This window comes from Streptomyces sp. NPDC028298 (assembly GCF_055565895.1).
Map to the genome: position 1 here is coordinate 1,601,936 of NZ_JBVHTL010000001.1, position 17,237 is coordinate 1,619,172.

Genomic DNA, 17,237 nt, shown 5'->3' on the forward strand with positions numbered 1-17,237 from the left:
AACGTCCCGCACCGCACGCCACGTTCGAGCCACGACCGCACCCGACCGGCACAGCACAGCTCACTCGAACCGCCTACACGACAAGGACGTCACCATGTCGGCATTGAGCAGCAACCGGGACCGCCGATCCGTACTGCGGGCCGCGGCCGGCCTCGCCGCCCTCGGGCCGCTGGCCGCCTGCGGCGGCAACAACGGGCGCTCCGGAGGCGGGAGTTCGGGCAAGGAGCTGGTGCAGTACTTCCACGCCTACGGGGAAGCGGGCACCGAGCAGGCCATCAAGCGGTACGCGAAGGCCTACGACAAGGCGCGGGTGACCACGCAGTGGATCACCGGCAGCGACTTCGAGAGCAAGCTGTTCGCGTCGCTGCTCACCGAGAACGCGCCGGACGTCTTCGAGTTCCACCCACAGATCCAGCTCGTCAGGAGCGGCCAGGTGGCGGACCTGAGCGACATCGTGGGCCCGGTCCAGGACGACTTCAACCCGGCCGACATCGCCTCGCACACCGTCGACGGGAAGACGTACGGCGTCCGCATGATCGACGATCCGCAGTTCTTCTTCTACCGGCCCTCCCTGCTGGCGAAGGCGGGACTCGACGTGCCGACCACGCTCGACGAACTCGTCGAAGCGGCGGCGAAGCTGACGACGGGCAAGGTGAAGGGCCTGTTCCTCGGCAACGACCTGCACGCCGTCATCAACCCGATGATCTGGTCCGCGGGCGCCGACACCCTCGACGACAAGAACCGGATCGCGTACCACACCGAGGGGGTCAAGGAGGGACTGAAGAAGATGCGGGGCCTGTTCACGAGCGGCCATCTGCTCCTCGACGCCCCCGCCGACTACTGGGACCCGTCGGCGATCGACCAGGGCCTGTGCGCGATCCAGTTCTGCGGGATGTGGGCCATGCCGCAGATGCAGAAGGCGCTCGGCGACGACCTCGGGGTCTTCCCCTTCCCGAAGGTCACCGACTCGGGCAAGCCGTCCGTCTACAACGGCGGCTGGTCGATGTTCGTCAACGCCAAGGGGAGGAACGTCGACCTGGCCAAGGAGTACGTGAAATGGCTCTGGATCGACCGGAAGAAGTACCAGGAGGACTGGTCGCTGTCGTACGGCTTCCACATCCCGCCGCGTTCCTCGCTCGCCGCCTCCGCCACCAAGCTCAAGTCGGGACTTCCCGCCGAGGGCGTCGAACTCTTCGGGGAGTACGGGCACTTCGACAACATCGGCTGGACCCAGTCCATGATCACCGCGCTCGAGGACGTCTTCGCCGACTGCGTCCGCAAGAACGGCGACCCGGAGGCCGCGCTCGACAAGGCGGACGGGACCGTGAACCGCGAGCTGAAGAAGCTCTTCGGATAGACCGGCGGACGGACCCCCGACATGTCGACCACCACGTCGCCCGGTGTCCCGCGTTCCGCCCCGGCCGGGGCCACCGCGGCCCGGCCACGGCGGTTCCGGCGAGGCGGCAGCACCCTCGCCTTCTGGCTCTTCACCGGCCCCTTCCTCATCGGCCTGACCGTCTTCGTGTACGTGCCGATCGGCTGGAGCCTGTGGCTGAGCTTCTTCGAGGCACGCTTCACCGTCACCCCGCACACGTTCGTCGGCCTCGACAACTACCGTCAGATGCTGGAGAACGGCGACTTCACCGGCTCACTGCTGACGTTCACCGTGTTCGCCGCGTTCATCGTGCCGCTGACCTGGGCGCTCTCCCTGGGCCTCGCCCTGCTGGTGAACCGGCTGCGGTTCATGCGGGCGTTCCTGCGGTCGGTGTTCTTCCTGCCGACCGCGTGCAGCTATGTCGCCGCCTCGCTGATCTGGAAGATGTCCATCTTCAGCGGGGTCCGCTTCGGGCTGATGAACACCGTCCTCGGCTGGTTCGGGATCGAGAACGTCGCCTGGCTGGCCGACCCCGATCCGCCCTGGTACTGGCTGGTCATCGTGACCGCGCGGCTCTGGCTCCAGGCGGGCTTCTACATGATCCTCTTCCTGGCCGCCCTGCAGAACATCCCTCCCGAGCTCTACGAGGCCGCCGCGATCGACGGCGCCGGTCCCGGGTGGCAGTCCTTCCGCCACATCACCCTGCCGCAACTGCGGGCCACCTCGACGGCCGTGGTCCTGCTGCTCCTCGTGGCCGCCTACCAGGCCTTCGACGAGTTCTTCAACCTGCTCTCGAAGACCACCTGGGGCCGCCCGCCGCTCGTCGAGCTGTACTACACGGCGCTGGGCCAGGCCCAGGACTACGGCGCGGGCAGTGCGGGCGCGGTCATCCTGACCCTGCTCATCTGCATCGTGACCCTGCTCCAGGGCAGGTTCATGGGGTTCGGACGCGGGGAGGAGGCCGGATGACCACCGTCGGCCAGGACCGCACGACCCACGCGGCGGCGCCGGGCAGGCGCCGGCGGAACGGTCCGGGCGGTGTCCTCGGCAGCACCGGCCTGTACCTCGCCGCCGGGGTCGCCGGTCTGCTGTTCCTCGTCCCCTTCTATCTGCTCGTGCGCAACGCCCTGTCGACCGACGCCGCGATCACCGGCGAGAACTGGCAGTTCTTCCCCACCGACCTGAAGTGGGGCAACGTCCGTGAGCTGTTCGACGACCCCACCGTCCCCTTCGCCCGCTCCCTGTGGAACTCCGCCGTCGTCGGGGTGCTGCACACCCTCGGCACGCTGCTGGTGTGCTCGCTCGCCGGCTACGGCCTGGCGCGGATCCCGTACCGCCACGCCGACAAGGTCTTCTACGCGGTGCTGGTCACCCTGATGGTTCCCGCCGCCGTGACCTTCGTGCCGAGCTTCGTGCTCGTGTCGTCGCTCGGCTGGGTGGACAGTCTTCGCGGCCTCATCATCCCGGGGCTTTTCAGCGGTTTCACGTGCTTCCTGTTCCGGCAGTACTTCTTGGGGTTCCCGAAGGAGCTGGAGGAGGCGGCGCGCATGGACGGGCTCGGTCACTGGGGCGCGTACTGGCGCATCGTGGTGCCCAACTCCCTCAACTTCTTCGCCGCGATCGCGACCATCACCTTCATCAGCGGCTGGAACGCCTTCCTGTGGCCGCTGGTCATCGGCCAGGACCCCGACGCCTGGACCGTCCAGGTCGCCCTGTCCTCGTACATGACGAACCAGACCGTCAACTTCCACCTGATCTTCATGGCCACGGCCATTTCCATCCTGCCCCTGGTGTTCGTGTTCCTCTTCCTCCAGCGCTGGCTGGTCCAGGGAATCGCGCGGACAGGCATCAAGGGCTGAACGAGGAGACGCATGTCTTTCCGCACCTCTCCCGGAGCACCGGCCTCTCCCCCGTCCACCACCGACCACGTCGAGGACGTCTCCCCCGGCAGCGGCGCCCTCCCGCCCCGCGCCTGGTACGCGGCCTCCGACGCCCGGTCCCTGTCCCTGAACGGCCGCTGGGACTTCCGGCTCTCGCCCACCGCCGACGCCGAGGACGACTCCTTCGCCGGCGAGGGGTACGAGCCCGACGGCTGGGCCGGAGTGGAGGTCCCCGGCCACTGGGTGCTGCAAGGTCATGGATCGCCGATCTACACCAACCACCTCTACCCGTTCCCCGTCGACCCGCCGCGCGTGCCGACCGAGAACCCGACCGGCGACCATCTGCGCCGCTTCGACCTGCCCGCGGACTGGCCCGCGGACGGCGGTACGGTCCTGCGCTTCGACGGGGTCGACTCCTGTGCCCGGGTCTGGCTGAACGGCACGGACCTCGGCACGTTCCAGGGCTCGCGGCTGCCGCACGAGTTCGCCGTCGGTCATCTGCTCAGGCCCGGCGGCAACGTGCTCGCGGTCCGGGTGCACCAGTGGTCGGCCGGCTCCTATCTGGAGGACCAGGACCAGTGGTGGCTGCCGGGCATCTTCCGCGACGTCACCCTGCTGCACCGGCCGCCCGGCAGCGTGCTCGACTTCTTCGTGCACGCCTCCTACGACCACCACGAGGGCCTGGGGACCCTGCGCGTCGACTCGGACGTCGACGGGCGGGTCCTCGTCCCCGCCCTGGACATCGATGTCGGGACCGGCACCCCGGTCACCGTCCCGGTGCTGCCCTGGACGGCCGAGACACCCCGGCTGTACGACGGCGAACTGGTCACCGAGGGGGAACGCGTCCCCCTGCGCATCGGCTTCCGCACGGTCGAACTCGCCGACGGCCTCATCAAGGTCAACGGCACGGCCGTCCTCTTCAAGGGCGTCAACCGGCACGAGTGGCACCCGGAGAAGGGCCGCGCGCTCGACCCGGAGACCATGCTCGCGGACGTGCTGATGATGAAGCGGCACAACGTCAACGCCGTCCGCACCTCGCACTACCCGCCGCACCCCGCCTTCCTCGACCTGTGCGACACCTACGGCCTGTGGGTCGTCGACGAGTGCGACCTGGAGACCCACGGCTTCACCGAACAGGGCTGGCGCGACAACCCCGTCGACGACCCGCGCTGGACACCCGCGCTGCTCGACCGGGCGGCGCGCATGGTCGAACGCGACAAGAACCATCCGTCGGTCGTGCTGTGGTCCCTCGGCAACGAGGCCGGCACCGGGCGCGGTCTCACCGCGATGGCGGAGTGGATCCGCCGCCGGGACGGCTCCCGGCTCCTGCACTACGAGGGCGACCACGACTGCCGGGACACGGACGTCTACTCCCGCATGTACGCCGACCACGCCGAGGTCGAAAGGATCGGCCGGCATGAGGACGGCGGCGGCCTGAAGCGGCGTCGGCTCCCCTTCATCCTGTGCGAGTACGGGCACGCCATGGGCAACGGACCCGGCGGCATCGCCGACTACCAGCGGCTGTTCACCTCGTACGACCGTCTCCAGGGCGGCTTCGTCTGGGAGTGGATCGACCACGGAATCCGGGACGAGCGCCACGGGTTCGCGTACGGAGGGGACTTCGGCGAGGAACTGCACGACGGGAACTTCGTGTGCGACGGGCTGGTCTTCCCCGACCGGACGCCGTCCCCCGGGCTCGTCGAGTTCAAGAAGGTCGTCGAGCCCGTCCGCATCGACGCCGGGGGCTCCCTCCCGTCTTCCGCCGAGAACCCGATCGCGGACACGGACCGGGACGGCACCGTTCGCGTCACCAACGGCCACGACTTCGCGGACCTTTCCTCTCTGGCCTTCGTGTGGTCGTACCAAGTCGACGGCGAGACGGTCGAGTCGGGCCCGCTCGTGGTGCCCGCGCTCACGCCGGGCCGGTCGGCCGACGTCAAGCTGCCGGCACCGCCCGTGGATCCGCGGGGCGCCGCCGCCCAGTGGACGATCCGGGCGGTCCTGGCCGAGGAGAGTGCCTGGGCGCCGCGCGGCCATGTCGTCGCCTGGACCCAGGTCCCCTTGACGGAACCCGCGCCGCCCGCCCTCACACCCTCGGCCGCTCCGGTCCCCGGCGACGGGGTCGTCACCCTCGGGCCGGGCACCTTCGACGCCCGCACCGGCGCGCTGCTGGCCCTCGGCGGGATCGGGGTCACCGGCCCCCGTCTCGACGTGTGGCGCGCCCCGACCGACAACGACAACGGCGCGCACTGGCAGCCGGACGCCCGCCACGGCCCGCTCTGGCGCGCCCTGGGCCTGCACCGGATGCGGCACCGCCTGGACGCGGTGGAGGCGGGCGACGACTTCCTGACCGTACGCACCCGGGTGGCGCCCGCGGCCCGTGAGGTGGGCCTGCGCACGGTCTACCGCTGGACCTCCGACGGCACCCGGCTGCGGCTGACCGTGTCCGTGGCGCCGGAGGGCCGGTGGGCGCTGCCCTTGCCGCGTCTCGGCGTGCGGCTCGGCCTCCCGGGCTCCGCGGACCGGGTGACGTGGTTCGGGGGTGGTCCCGGAGAGGGCTATCCGGACACCAGGGCCGGTTGCGCGAACGGGCGGTGGGAGTCGACGGTCGACGCGATGCAGACACCGTACGTGCGCCCGCAGGAGAACGGCGCGCGGCCCGGAGTCCGCTGGGCCGAGATCGGCGGACTGCGCGTCGAGGGCGACCCGGCGTTCTGGTTCACCGCGCGCCGCTGGACGACCGAGCAGCTCGACGCGGCCGGTCATCTGACGGATCTCGTCCCCGGCGACACGGTCTGGGTCAACCTCGACCACGCTCAGCAGGGCATCGGTTCGCAGTCCTGCGGTCCCGGCGCCCTTCCGCGGTACCAACTGTGGGCGGCCCCGGCGGAGTTCTCGTTCGTGTTCTCCGCGATCCGGGACTGACGCCCGCGTCCCGAACGCGGCCGGACGGCTCTCCCCAGCCGTCCGGCCGCACCCGTCAGTGGTCGGCGCAGCAGGGTGTCGGGTCCGGCACCTCGAAGGGCACCAGCGCGCCGCCCGCGGCCGGCATCGTCGCGAGGACGAGCCGGCCCTCGCGCCACTCCGGTCGCACGTGGTCGCGGGTGACCAGTTCCGCCTCCGGGGCGGCCCCCTCGGGCGAGCCGAGCACGGTGACCCGGTCCACCGCGGAGACCTCCAGCAGGCGCCCGACGGTCAGGACTCCGGTGACGGCGCCGGACCCCGGGTACAGGACGGCACGGCCGCCCGTGCGTGTTCCGTGCTCGGCGGCCGCGTGGGCGGCTCCGGCGGCGAGCTCTCCGGGCCCGTGCCGGTCGTCGCCAAAGGCGGCACCGAGGGAAATCCCGGGGCCCGGGCCGGCGCCGGGCGTGCCGGAGCCGGTCTCCGTGAGCCGGCGCCATGCCGCGCGGGCCGCGTGCTCCGACGGCACGGCGAAGGACAGCGCCGTGTGCGGCCGCCGTCCGTCCCGGACGTGGTGCGTGCAGCCCAGCACGTCCGCGGGAAGGCCGAGTTCCGCGGCGAGCGAGCGCAGCAGATGGTCGGCCTCCCGCAGGGCGCCCGTGTGACCGGTGTCGACTCCGACGACGTAGGGCTCGCTCACGAGGGGAGGACCCACACCGGGTTGGAGTAGAACCACAGGTCCTTCCACGGGTCGGCGTCGCCGAGGACGTCCACGGCCGGACCCGCCGGGTCGACGGACGCGCCCCCGAGGCCGACGGCGGAGCGGTTGCCGTCGGTGCCGCGCAGGCGGACGTACACCGGCCGGTCGACGGCGCCGAGGTCGTAGGTGAGGCGGACCGTGCCGGACGACTTGTTCACCTCGTAGGACTTGGCGACCCGCGCGGTGGGGGCGGTGAGCGTGTCCCGGTCGGAGGCCGCGCCCGTCACGTCGCCCTGGATGACGTCGACGCGGGCCAGCTTCGGCACGAAGCCCGCCCAGTTGGGGCCGCCGGCCAGTCCGAGGTCCACGGTCAGGGTGACCCGGGTGCCCTTGCGGACGTGCAGCGCGCCGCCGAGGGTGGCCCAGCGCCCGCCGCCGGAGACCCGCGCGTCGAGACCGCTGATGAGCTGGCCGTGGTCGACCCAGACCCGGCCGGCGCGGATGCCGTCCATCACGGCCGCGTAGGAGAATCCGTCGGAGCCGACGTGCGTGCGGCTGTACTGGCCGGGCCAGTAGTCGCCCTGGGTGGTGTCGATCCTGCCGCCGTAGACCGGGTCGGTGTGCCGGCCGTTGAGGTTGAAGTCGCTGTCCGGCCCGCCGCGTACGGCGGTGTCCGTGTAGACCTGGTGGGAGTCGGAGTTGGCGGTGATCCACCAGGGCTTGCCCTCGGCGAGGAGGCTGTCCCACAGGCCGCCGACGGTGGCGGTCATCCAGTCGAAGCCGCCCCAGGTGCGGTAGCTCTCCAGCGGGTAGCCGGCGAAGGAGTTGGCGCTCGGGCTGTTGTCGTACAGACCGCGTGCCACGCCCATGCCGTACGTCTTCTCGATGCCGCCGGCCTGGTGGCCGGGGGCGCCCTCGAAACCGACGGCGATCTGGTGGGACGCCGGGGTCGCGTCGCGCCAGGCCCGGATCTCGTGCGGGGAGTCGAGGCCCTTGCGGGCGGGGTGGTTGGCGAGCATCAGGACGTCCTTGACGCGACGGCGCCTTACCTGCTCGGCCAGGAAGCCGAGGCCCGCGATGGCGAGCGCCTCGTTGGCGGGCGTCGAGTCGGTGGCTCCCTTGACGCTGCCGTCGTAGTCCGTCTCGAACTGCTTGAGGACCGCGACCTCGTTGCGGCCGGGGTGGACGAAGACGGTGCCGTGCTCGGCGGCCGGGATGTTCCATTCGAGGCCCTGGAAGACGAGGGTGTCCTCGTGGAGGTCCCGGGCCTCCTTGATGTCCGGGTTCACCTTGTCCACACCGATCTTGGCGTGGGTCTCGCTGCCGTGGTCGGTGATGACCATCCAGTCGAGGCCGTGCGCGGCGCCCTGGCGGACCTGGTCGCGGACGCGGTACTTGCCGTCGCTGCTGTACTGGGTGTGGATGTGGTGGTCTCCGGCGAGCCAGAGGAAGCCGTTCTTTCTGCGGCCTCCCGTCGAGGCGTACGCGGGGGTGGCGGCCCCCTCCGCGAGGACACCGGCGGCGGCGAGGCCGGCGCCCAGCAGTCCCGCGCGGCGCAGGAGCGAGCGGCGCGACTGCTGCTCGGGGCTGAGGGCCTCGTCGGGCACGGTGGTGTCGAAGGCGGCGGGCAGCGTGGTGCCCGTGCCCTCGTGGTCGTGCGAGTGGTGATGGTGATGCCCGTGCTCGTGTCCGTGCGTGTGCCCCATGACCGCCTCCTGAGTCGCCCCGCCCCTGCGGGCGCGTCATGAGGAGATTCGGGGCGGAGTATGAACGGCGAGCGGCCCCCTCGTGTGCGCCGAACGTCCTGAATCGGTCAACTGGCTTTATCCATAGGCCTGTTGCTGTTGCCTCTGTCCATTGCGTCACGAATTCCACGGAGTCCGCGATCAGGCGGTCTAGGCTTCCGCCTGGGTTCCCGAGGAAATGTTCTGTGGCGAAAAGGTGGTTCTCATGCCTCGTGCCGGGCTCACGACCGAACGGGTCGTGCTGGCGGCGGCCGATCTCGCGGACGCGATCGGCTTCGAGAACGTCACCGTGGCCGCGCTGGCCCGGCAGTTCGGGGTGAAGGACGCGAGCATGTACGCGCACGTGCGCAACGTCCGGGAGTTGCGGGAGCGCATCGCGCTGCTGGCGTCCGGCGAGATGATCGACAGGATCGCCACCGCCGTGGCCGGACGGGCCGGCAAGGACGCGCTCGTCGCCTTCGCCGACGCCTATCGCGCCTACGCGCTGGAGCGGCCCGGGCGCTACCGGGCCACCCATACGCAGCTCGACCCGGACCTGGTCGCGGAGCGGGCGGAGTACCGCCGCACGGCCGAGGTCACCGCCGAGGTCACGCAGGGAATGCTCCGCGCCTACGGGCTGTCCGAGCCCGATCTGACCGACGCCGTACGCCTGTTGCGCAGCACCTTCCACGGCTACTGCACGCTGGAGGCGATCGGCGGCTTCGGCGCCCCGCGCCCGGTGGAGGCGTCCTGGCGGCACGCGCTGGACGCCCTGCACGTCGCCCTGGAGAACTGGCCACGCGCCGAGGCCACTCGGCCCGGCTGACCGTCTCCTCCTCGATGCCGATCCGATCCACGGCCGGGGCCCGCCCGATCGTTCGCGCCGGCAGGCCTACAGCAGTCCCAGATCTCCCAGTTCCTTGTGCAGGTCGGCGCGGGGGTTGGCGGGGTTCAGGGACGGGGCGGACGTGCCCGATCCCGATCCCGATCCCGTGCCGGTGCCGGTGCCGGTCGGCGGGAGGGCGCGGGGGCGGCGGTCGCGGAAGATCCAGGCGCCTGCCAGGCCGCCGATCAGGCCGCCGAGGTGGCCGAGCCAGCTCACCCCCGGCGTTCCGGGCACCGCCACGGTGAGCATGTAGGCGAAGGACGCCGCCATGACCACACCGATCAGCGTGTCGATCAGATGGCGGTCGAAGATCCCGCGTACCACGACGTAGCCGAAGTACCCGAAGATCAGGCCGCTCGCCCCGACCGTGTCCACGTCTCCTCGTTCGAAGAACCAGACCACGAGCCCACTGGTCAGCGCGACCAGCAGACTCAGGCCGAGGAAGCGGACCACGCCCCGGTAGGCGGCGAGGAACCCGAAGACGAACAGCGGCCCGGAGTTGCTCTCGATGTGCGCCCAACTCCAGTGCAGGAACGGCGCGCTGAGGACGTCGGGCAGCGAGGTGACATCGCCGGACACCACACCGTAGTCCCGCGAGAAGGCGTAGTCGTCGGCGTAGTTGGCCAGTTGCAGCAGCCAGACGACCGCCAGGAACCCGAACATCACGAAGAACGCCTTCCGCGCCTCCGCGATCATCAGCTCGGCGTCCCCGGGGCCCCCGCCCCGGCCCACGTCCGAACCACCCATGACACACCCCCCTGCTCCGGCGGATCCGTTTCCGCCGCACTCCGAACTCTAGGCAACGCCGGTGAAGGCGCCGCCGCTCAGGGGGACCATTCCGCCGGTGGCGTCGAACCGGAAGGCCGTCGCCCCTCCCGCGGTCCAGGCCACCGTCACGTCGTACGCGCCGGGTCCCGCTCCCTCGGGTGTCGTCACGCGCACGGACACCAGGTCCGTGAGCGGGAGCGGGTCCCGGTCGGCGGTGAGGCGGACGAGGGCCACGAACAGGGAAGGGCCCTCTCCGGTGACGCCCTCCCCCGTCGCCGACAGACCGTGCACCGGCAGGAGTTCGGAGCGCGCGCCGTCGTGCGCGGCCCAGCCCGTGACACGGACCGGCGTGCCGGGATCCGCGCCCGACACGAGGTGTGCCCGCACCTCCACGGCACCCCGCGCGACCACGAGGCAGACCGCGCCGACGCCCTCCGCGACGGTGTGCCGGGACGCCGCCCAGTCCTCCCCCACCCCCAGCGCCACGATCCCCGTGCGGCTCGCGTCGCCACCGACGATCACGCTGTTGTCGTACGAGGGTGAGGGCCTCGTCGCCGTCGAGTAGGCGAGCCGCGTGTAGTAGGGGTCGTAGCGGACGTCCTCGCTGCCGTGGTTGTGGAGGCGGACCAGACCGTCCGAACGCGTCGACTGGAGCAGCCAGTTGGGCGGCCCGATCCTGGTGACGGCGTCGGCGCGCTCCGCCGGGCCCGGCTCCTCGGTGGCCGTCCAGACCTCGTGCTCCGGGGGCAGCAGCAGGGCGACGAAGGCCTTGCTCGCCCAGTACGGCGAGGCGGGCCCCGAGTAGTGCTGCACGAACGACTCGTCGGGGCCGTGCCAGCCGAGGGAGAGCAGGCCGTTGCCGTCCACCGCGCCCCGGTCGAGGAAGTGACGCAGGGCGCCGGAGGCGAGGCGCCGGGTCTCGCCCGGGGACAGGGGGGTCCGGCCGGTGAGCGCGCCGAGCCACAGCGGGGCGGTGGCGGCGAAGCGGTAGGTGAGCGAGCGGCCCTGGAGCATGGGGGCGCCGTCACCGCCGAACAGGCGGGCGTAGTCGGCGAGATGGGCCTCCAGGCGGCCCGCGTACAGATCGAGGAGCCGGGCGTCGTCCGCCAGCCAGGCGTGCAGCACCGGATAGAGGTGCATCGCCCAGCCGTTGTAGTAGTCGAACTTGCGCCCGTGGCCGTCGGTGTACCAGCCCTCGCCCAGGTACCACTGCTCGATCCGTTCCAGACCACGGTCGATCGCGGCGCGCGACGCCTCGGGCTCGTGGCCGATCTCCTGGAGGAAGCCGCCGACCGTCACCGGGAACAACTCCCAGTTGCAGGGCCAGGGTTCGGCCGTCAGCGCGTCGCCCAGCCAGGCGGCGGCCCGCTGCCGCACGCCGTCGTCGAGGCGGTCCCACAGCAGCGGACGGGTCAGCCGGAGCGCGAGCGCGATCGACGCGGCCTCGACGAGGGGCTGGCTGCGGTCCTCGACCCGGGGCCAGACGCCGGCCGTTCCGGCGGCCAGACCCCGCGCGTACCGCTCCAGGACCTTCTCGTCCCGGCGGAAGCCCGCCAGCAGGAGCGTACGGGCGTAGCCCTCCAGGCCGTCGGAGAGCCGCCCGGCGCTGCTCGTGCGCTCTCCGGGGAAGTGGTAGAGGGCCTGGTCGTCGGTGGCGTACGGGGCGACGGCGGCGAGCAGGGAGTCGGCGGCCGCCTCCCAATGGGCGCGCGTGCGGCCGGTGTACGGGCTCAGGGACCTGTCCTCGGCGGGCTCGGCGGGCATCAGGGGCCTTCCTGTTCCGGGCCGGGCCCGGCCTCCCGGACGCCGGCCGTCCTCGGGCGGGCCGGGCCGGATACCTGGGGCGCCCCGGTTCCGGTCGGAACGCCCCAGGGGCTCGCCCCGCCCCCACCAGGGTCCTCGGCACCGGACACGGGCTCCTCCGACGGGACGGCGGGGCGACGAGGCGACGGGACCTGGTGGCAGGACGATACCGCTGATCGGCAAGCGCTTTCTAGAGGGCGGTCCCGTGCGGGTGCGACCACCGCGCCCCACCTCCGGCTCCGCCTCCACGGCTCCCCCGCACCACGCCCTCGTTCCCGGGGCCCGGCACCCTACAGATCCGGTCGGATCGGGGCGCACATTTCCCCCGGACCCGCCGAAGTGCGACTCCGGGGTGCCACACTGGCCTCTCCCGGGCGGCGGCCCGGGAACCCACGGGGGAGGGAATCTTGAGCGTTCCGCGCTACGAGGCGGCGTTGGTGTTCACCGACGAGGCGGACCCCGAGGGCGCGGCGGAGGCCGTGTCCCTCCTGGCCGAGGAACTGTCGCTGCTGGATCCGGCGTTCGTGCGGCACGCGCAGGGCGGCCCGGCTCCGGACGGCACCCGGGCCGGGGACACGGTGGTCTGGACGACGCTCCTGGTCGGCGCGACGAGCGCGGCGACGCTGAGGTCGCTCATCGGGCTGGTCCAGGACTGGCTCGCGCGCCGCAACTCGGGCTCGATCGACATCACGATCGACGGTGACGAGCTCCGTCTGACATCGGTCTCCCGAGCGGACCAGCGGCGCGCCGTCGAACTGTTCGCCGCGAAGCACGCTCCCCGGGAGGCCGACGCGCCCGATGCGTAAAGCCGCGCTCCTCGTCGTCAACCAGCATTACGCGGACGGGCGTTTCAGCGAGTTGCCCGGTGCCGCCGCGGACGCCGAGCACCTCGCCGCCGTACTCGGCGACCCGGACATCGGCGCCTTCGAGGTCACCGTCGTCGAGAACGGCACCGCGCTGGAGATCCGCAAGGCGGTCCAGTCCTTCTTCGCCCACGCGCGGAGCCAGGACCTGCTCCTGCTCCATCTCTCCTGCCACGGCCGCAAGGACGCGCGGGGCCGGCTGCACTTCATCGCGTCGGACACCGAGTGGGACTTCCTGGACGCGACCGCGGTCTCCTCCGAGTTCGTCGCGGACCAACTGGAGCAGAGTCCCTGCCGCCGGGCCGTCGTCCTGCTGGACTGCTGCTACAGCGGGGCGTTCGCCAAAGGGATGCGGACCCGCGGAGCCGCGCCGGACGTCGATGTGAAGGAGCCCTTCTCCGGGCGGGGCCGGGTCGTGATCACGTCCTCGACCGCGCTGCAGTACAGCCACGAGAGCGAGATGAGCAGCAGGGAGCGGGCCGAGCCGTCCGTCTTCACCGCGGCCGTGGTGGAGGGACTGCGGGACGGCACCGCCGATCTCGACGGGGACGGGTACGTGTCGGCCGAGGAGCTGTACGCCTTCGTCCATGACCGCGTACGCAGCCGGCTGCCCAGCCAGACGCCGACCCGGAGCGTCAACAACTCCGAGGGCACGCTGTATCTGACGCGCCGTCCCGGCGGCCGTCGACCGATCGCGCCAGTCGACCCGGCGCTCCCCGACACCCTCCGCGCCGCGATTCTCACCGGGGCTCCGTGGCAGCGGCTGGGCGCCCTGCACGAGCTGGAACGGCTGCTCGCGAGCCGGCCCGGCCCCGTCCACGAGGCCGCCCTGGAGGCCCTGACCCTGCTGGTGCGGGACCGTGATCCGCAGGTCGGCGCGCGAGCCGGGATGCTCTGGCAGAGCCGTGGCCTCGGCGACCCGCCGCCGGGGACACCGGAGCCCGCCTCCCGGGTCACCCGGCCGGGCGCGGACGGGTCGACGATCCTCGGCGTCACCCGGCCGGGCGTGGACGGGCCGACGATCCTCGGCATCGATTTCGGGACGACCCGTTCCGCCGTTGCCGTGTTCCTGGACGGTGCAGCGCGGATCGTTCCGAACCGCCACGGAGAGGCCACGACGCCGAGCGTCGTGGCGTTCGCCGAGGACGGGACACCGCTGGTGGGGAGGGCCGCCGTGGAGCGGGCCTCCCGCGTTCCGGGCGCCGGCATCCACCGGATCAGACGGGAACTGGGCACCGGGTGGACCCACCGGCACGCGGTACGCCGCTTCTCCGCCGAGGAGGTCGCCTCCTGGATCCTCGCCGACCTGCGGACCAGCGCGGAGGCCTATCTGGGCGAGACGGTCACCCGGGCGGTCCTCACCGTGCCCGCCCACTTCGACCGCCGCCGGCGCGCGGCCCTGGCGGACGCGGCGGCCCTCGCGGGCATCGAAACCGTCCGGATGCTGAACGAGCCGACCGCCGCGGCGGTCTCGCACGGCTTCGGCCGGGACGACGGGACCATCATGGTGTTCGATCTGGGCGGAAGCACCTTGGACGTGTCGCTGCTGAGCATCGGTGACGGGGCCGTCGAGACGCTGGCCACCAGCGGCGACGGCAGGCTCGGGGGAAGCGACTGGGACGGGCGCGTCGTCGATCACCTCGTGCGCGAACTCGCCCTCCGCCAGGGCGTGCGGCTCACCGACCGGGCCGCGCTCCGGCGGGTGGCCGAGGCCGCGGAGGCCGCGAGGATCGAGCTGTCCCGGGCCATGGCCACCGTCGTCGACCTGCCGGACATCGCGACCTCCCCGTCCGGGCCGGTGCACTTGGACGTCACGCTGACGCGCGCGCGGTTGGAGATGCTGACGAAGGATCTGCTGGAGCGCTGCGCGCCCCCGGTGCACCAGGCGTTGAAGGACGCCCGGGGGATCAACGGGGTCGAGGACGTCGACCACGTCGTCCTGGTGGGCGGAGCGACCCGGATGCCGGCGGTCGCGGCGCTCGTCAAGGAGCTGGCGGGCGGCCGGGAACCGGTCCGCGCCGCCCTCCCCGCGGGGGTGGTCGTCGGCGCCGCTCTGCAGGGCGCCGTGCTCTCCGGCCAGTTGCCCGAAGGACTGCTCCAGGACGTGACCTCCCCGCCTCCGGATGCCGAGACGAAGGACGGCGCCATGACCGGGCTCACCGGTTCCTGACCGCGACACGTCGCCTCAGTTGTGCAGCCCCCAGTGCCCCCGGTGCACGACCTCGTCCAGCCCGCGTCGGCGTTCCGCGATACGGGCGCCCTGCGGCGGAACCTCCTCCGACCGGTAGCCGACCGTGATGCCGCCGATCGGCGCGTACTCCCCGGGAACCCCGAACTCGGCCCGGAAAGGCTCCAGTTGCTCGGGCATGATGCCGAAGAAGCAGGCGTCGAGCCCTTCGTCGACCGCGCTGAGCAGCATCATGAGCGCGGCCATCCCCGTGTCGATGTACCAGTACGGAGCCGGCCAGCGGGCCTCGGCGCGGTCCTCCCAGCCCTTGTCCGGCTCGGCGTAGCGCTCCAGATAGGCCGCCTTGTGGGCGAGCGGTACGACGACCAGCGGGGCGTCCTGCATGGTCGGCGTCTGCTCGACCCGGGTCGGGACGAACGGCCAGAACCGGGCGCGGTCGGCGGGGTCGGTGAGGGCCAGGAACGCCCAGCCCTGGGAGAAGCCGGCCGACGGGGCCCGTAGCGCGGAGGCGAGGATTCTCTCCACCGCCTCGGGGGCCAGCGGCTTGTCGGAGTAGTGGCGGATCATGCGACGGCGGCGGACCACTTCGGAGAACTCCATGTCACCCGATCCTGCCAGGAGCCGCGCCGGCGGCGACGGGCGGCCGTCGGGATCAAGCCTCCCGCCCGGGCCCCGACGTCCCGGCTCGCGAGACGGCCGCCCGGTGGGCGGACGGCTCCGGGGTACGGCGGCCCGATCGACTAGCGTCGTGGCATGGCCAGCGACAACGCCCTCACCCTCACCGCCGCACTGTCCTCCGGCACGGTCGTGCTCGACGGAGGCATGTCCAACCAGCTCGAAGCGGCCGGGCACGACCTGAGTGACGCGCTGTGGTCGGCGCGGCTGCTCGCGGACCGGCCCGAGGCGATCGTCGAGGCGCATCTCGCCTACTACGAGGCGGGCGCGGACGTGGCGATCACCTCCAGCTACCAGGCCACGTTCGAGGGGTTCGCCCGGCGTGGCATCCCGCACGAGCGGGTCGCCGAACTGCTCGGCCTGAGCGTCGAGTTGGCGCGTGAGGCCGCCCGGCGCGCGCACGCGAAGGGGGTCGCGCGGCCCCTGTGGGTCGCCGCGTCGGTGGGGCCGTACGGGGCGATGCTCGCGGACGGTTCGGAGTACCGGGGGCGCTACGGGCTGAGCGTCGCGGAACTGGAGCGGTTCCATCGGCCGCGCCTGGAGGTGCTGGCCGCCGCCGGACCCGACGTGCTGGCCCTGGAGACGGTCCCGGACACGGACGAGGCGCGGGCGCTGCTCGGCGGGGTGCGCGGACTCGGCGTTCCGGCGTGGCTGTCGTACAGCGTGGCCGGTGACCGCACCCGGGCCGGACAGCCGCTGGAGGAGGCCTTCGCCCTGGCCGCCGAGGCGGACGAGGTCATCGCGGTCGGGGTGAACTGCTGCGCTCCCGAGGATGTCGACGCGGCCGTCGCCACGGCCTCGCGGGTGACCGGCAAGCCGGTCGTGGTCTACCCGAACAGCGGCGAGGCCTGGGACGCGGGGGCCCGCGCCTGGACCGGCCGCTCCACGTTCACGGCCGACCAGGTCGGCGGGTGGGAGCGGGCCGGGGCCCGCCTGATCGGCGGGTGCTGCCGTGTCGGCCCGGGGGCGATCGCGGGAATCACGGAGGCGGTGCGCGGGGCCTGATCCCGGCCGCGGCGGCTCGGCCGGGGCCGGGCTCAGGAACGGTCCGCGCCGCCCGAGCGGCGGAAGCGGCGCACCGCCGAGAGCGGTGTCGCGATGCGCGCGAACAGATCGGCCGGACCGACCGGCGCGGGCGTGCCGTCCGCGGCCTCGGACGAATCGTCCGCCGCCCGTTCCCGGGAACGGCTCGTGGACGCCTCCACGTGCCGCTTCGAAGACCGCTCCCCGAACCGTCCGGCGCCCCGATCCGAACGGCCACCGCCCCGCTTGCGGGCAGGTGCGTCCGTAGGTTCGGCGGGGGTCCCGGCCGTCGAACCGGCGGCGGGCGGGGCCGCCGGCTGGTCCGGGTGATCACCCGCCCGCTTACCGACCGGTCCCCCCGCAGGTCCGGCGCTGGACCCGGCGATCGGCGCGGCCGCGGGCCGGTCGCGATCATCACCCGCCGACCTGCCGACGGGACCCTCCGCAGGTC

General features: G+C 72.4%; 13 protein-coding genes. 8 read left to right on the forward strand and 5 right to left on the reverse strand.

Annotated features, from left to right (window positions below; genetic code table 11):
* Positions 1 to 94: 94 nt before the first annotated feature.
* Genes ACZ4TO_RS06990 through ACZ4TO_RS07005 form a run of 4 tightly spaced genes read left to right on the forward strand, consistent with a single transcriptional unit; the run spans position 95 to position 6,180 of the window.
* The gene (locus ACZ4TO_RS06990) at positions 95 to 1,357 is read left to right on the forward strand and encodes an ABC transporter substrate-binding protein (RefSeq protein WP_385041092.1); all 1,263 of its coding nucleotides are present in this window, start codon (positions 95 to 97) and stop codon (positions 1,355 to 1,357) included.
* 21 nt (positions 1,358 to 1,378) lie between these two features.
* On the forward strand, positions 1,379 to 2,344 hold the full coding sequence (locus ACZ4TO_RS06995; protein ID WP_382788497.1) for a carbohydrate ABC transporter permease: 966 nt from the start codon (positions 1,379 to 1,381) through the stop codon (positions 2,342 to 2,344).
* A complete protein-coding gene (locus ACZ4TO_RS07000) occupies positions 2,341 to 3,234 on the forward strand; it encodes a carbohydrate ABC transporter permease (RefSeq protein WP_382788499.1) in 894 nt (297 codons plus the stop codon). Before ACZ4TO_RS06995 ends, ACZ4TO_RS07000 begins: the two co-directional genes overlap by 4 nt.
* Positions 3,235 to 3,246: 12 nt before the next feature.
* Positions 3,247 to 6,180 carry a glycoside hydrolase family 2 TIM barrel-domain containing protein gene (locus tag ACZ4TO_RS07005; protein WP_468023629.1) on the forward strand — a complete coding sequence of 978 codons (2,934 nt, stop codon included), beginning with the start codon at positions 3,247 to 3,249 and terminating at the stop codon, positions 6,178 to 6,180.
* 55 nt (positions 6,181 to 6,235) lie between these two features.
* Here ACZ4TO_RS07005 and ACZ4TO_RS07010 read toward each other — a convergent pair whose 3' ends face one another.
* Complete coding sequence (locus ACZ4TO_RS07010) at positions 6,236 to 6,856, reverse strand: hypothetical protein (protein ID WP_468023630.1); 621 nt, start codon at positions 6,854 to 6,856, stop codon at positions 6,236 to 6,238.
* Positions 6,853 to 8,562: a PHP domain-containing protein gene (locus ACZ4TO_RS07015; protein WP_385041077.1), complete on the reverse strand. Its 1,710-nt coding sequence runs from the start codon at positions 8,560 to 8,562 to the stop codon at positions 6,853 to 6,855. The genes ACZ4TO_RS07010 and ACZ4TO_RS07015 overlap by 4 nt, the downstream gene beginning before the upstream one ends.
* A 244-nt stretch (positions 8,563 to 8,806) precedes the next feature.
* On the opposite strand from ACZ4TO_RS07015, the gene ACZ4TO_RS07020 reads away from it, so the two are divergent.
* Positions 8,807 to 9,406 (forward strand): TetR-like C-terminal domain-containing protein, encoded by a 600-nt coding sequence (locus tag ACZ4TO_RS07020; RefSeq protein WP_468023631.1) that lies wholly within the window; start codon positions 8,807 to 8,809, stop codon positions 9,404 to 9,406.
* A 66-nt stretch (positions 9,407 to 9,472) separates the two neighbouring features.
* Here ACZ4TO_RS07020 and ACZ4TO_RS07025 read toward each other — a convergent pair whose 3' ends face one another.
* A complete protein-coding gene (locus ACZ4TO_RS07025; protein WP_468023632.1) occupies positions 9,473 to 10,213 on the reverse strand; it encodes a rhomboid family intramembrane serine protease in 741 nt (246 codons plus the stop codon).
* Positions 10,214 to 10,261: 48 nt separating this feature from the next.
* On the reverse strand, positions 10,262 to 11,998 hold the full coding sequence (locus ACZ4TO_RS07030) for a DUF2264 domain-containing protein (protein WP_468023633.1): 1,737 nt from the start codon (positions 11,996 to 11,998) through the stop codon (positions 10,262 to 10,264).
* Positions 11,999 to 12,444: 446 nt separating this feature from the next.
* On the opposite strand from ACZ4TO_RS07030, the gene ACZ4TO_RS07035 reads away from it, so the two are divergent.
* Together ACZ4TO_RS07035 and ACZ4TO_RS07040 are read left to right on the forward strand one after the other, a co-directional pair.
* On the forward strand, positions 12,445 to 12,843 hold the full coding sequence (locus ACZ4TO_RS07035; RefSeq protein ID WP_382788513.1) for an effector-associated constant component EACC1: 399 nt from the start codon (positions 12,445 to 12,447) through the stop codon (positions 12,841 to 12,843).
* The gene (locus ACZ4TO_RS07040) at positions 12,836 to 15,070 is read left to right on the forward strand and encodes a caspase, EACC1-associated type (RefSeq protein WP_468023634.1); all 2,235 of its coding nucleotides are present in this window, start codon (positions 12,836 to 12,838) and stop codon (positions 15,068 to 15,070) included. The genes ACZ4TO_RS07035 and ACZ4TO_RS07040 overlap by 8 nt, the downstream gene beginning before the upstream one ends.
* A gap of 15 nt (positions 15,071 to 15,085) precedes the next feature.
* On the opposite strand, the gene ACZ4TO_RS07045 is transcribed toward ACZ4TO_RS07040, so the two are convergent.
* On the reverse strand, positions 15,086 to 15,688 hold the full coding sequence (locus ACZ4TO_RS07045; protein WP_468023635.1) for a nitroreductase family protein: 603 nt from the start codon (positions 15,686 to 15,688) through the stop codon (positions 15,086 to 15,088).
* 153 nt (positions 15,689 to 15,841) lie between these two features.
* Here ACZ4TO_RS07045 and mmuM point away from each other — a divergent pair, with 153 nt between their 5' ends.
* Positions 15,842 to 16,768 carry a homocysteine S-methyltransferase gene (gene mmuM / locus ACZ4TO_RS07050; RefSeq protein ID WP_468023636.1) on the forward strand — a complete coding sequence of 309 codons (927 nt, stop codon included), beginning with the start codon at positions 15,842 to 15,844 and terminating at the stop codon, positions 16,766 to 16,768.
* Positions 16,769 to 17,237 lie beyond the last annotated feature (469 nt).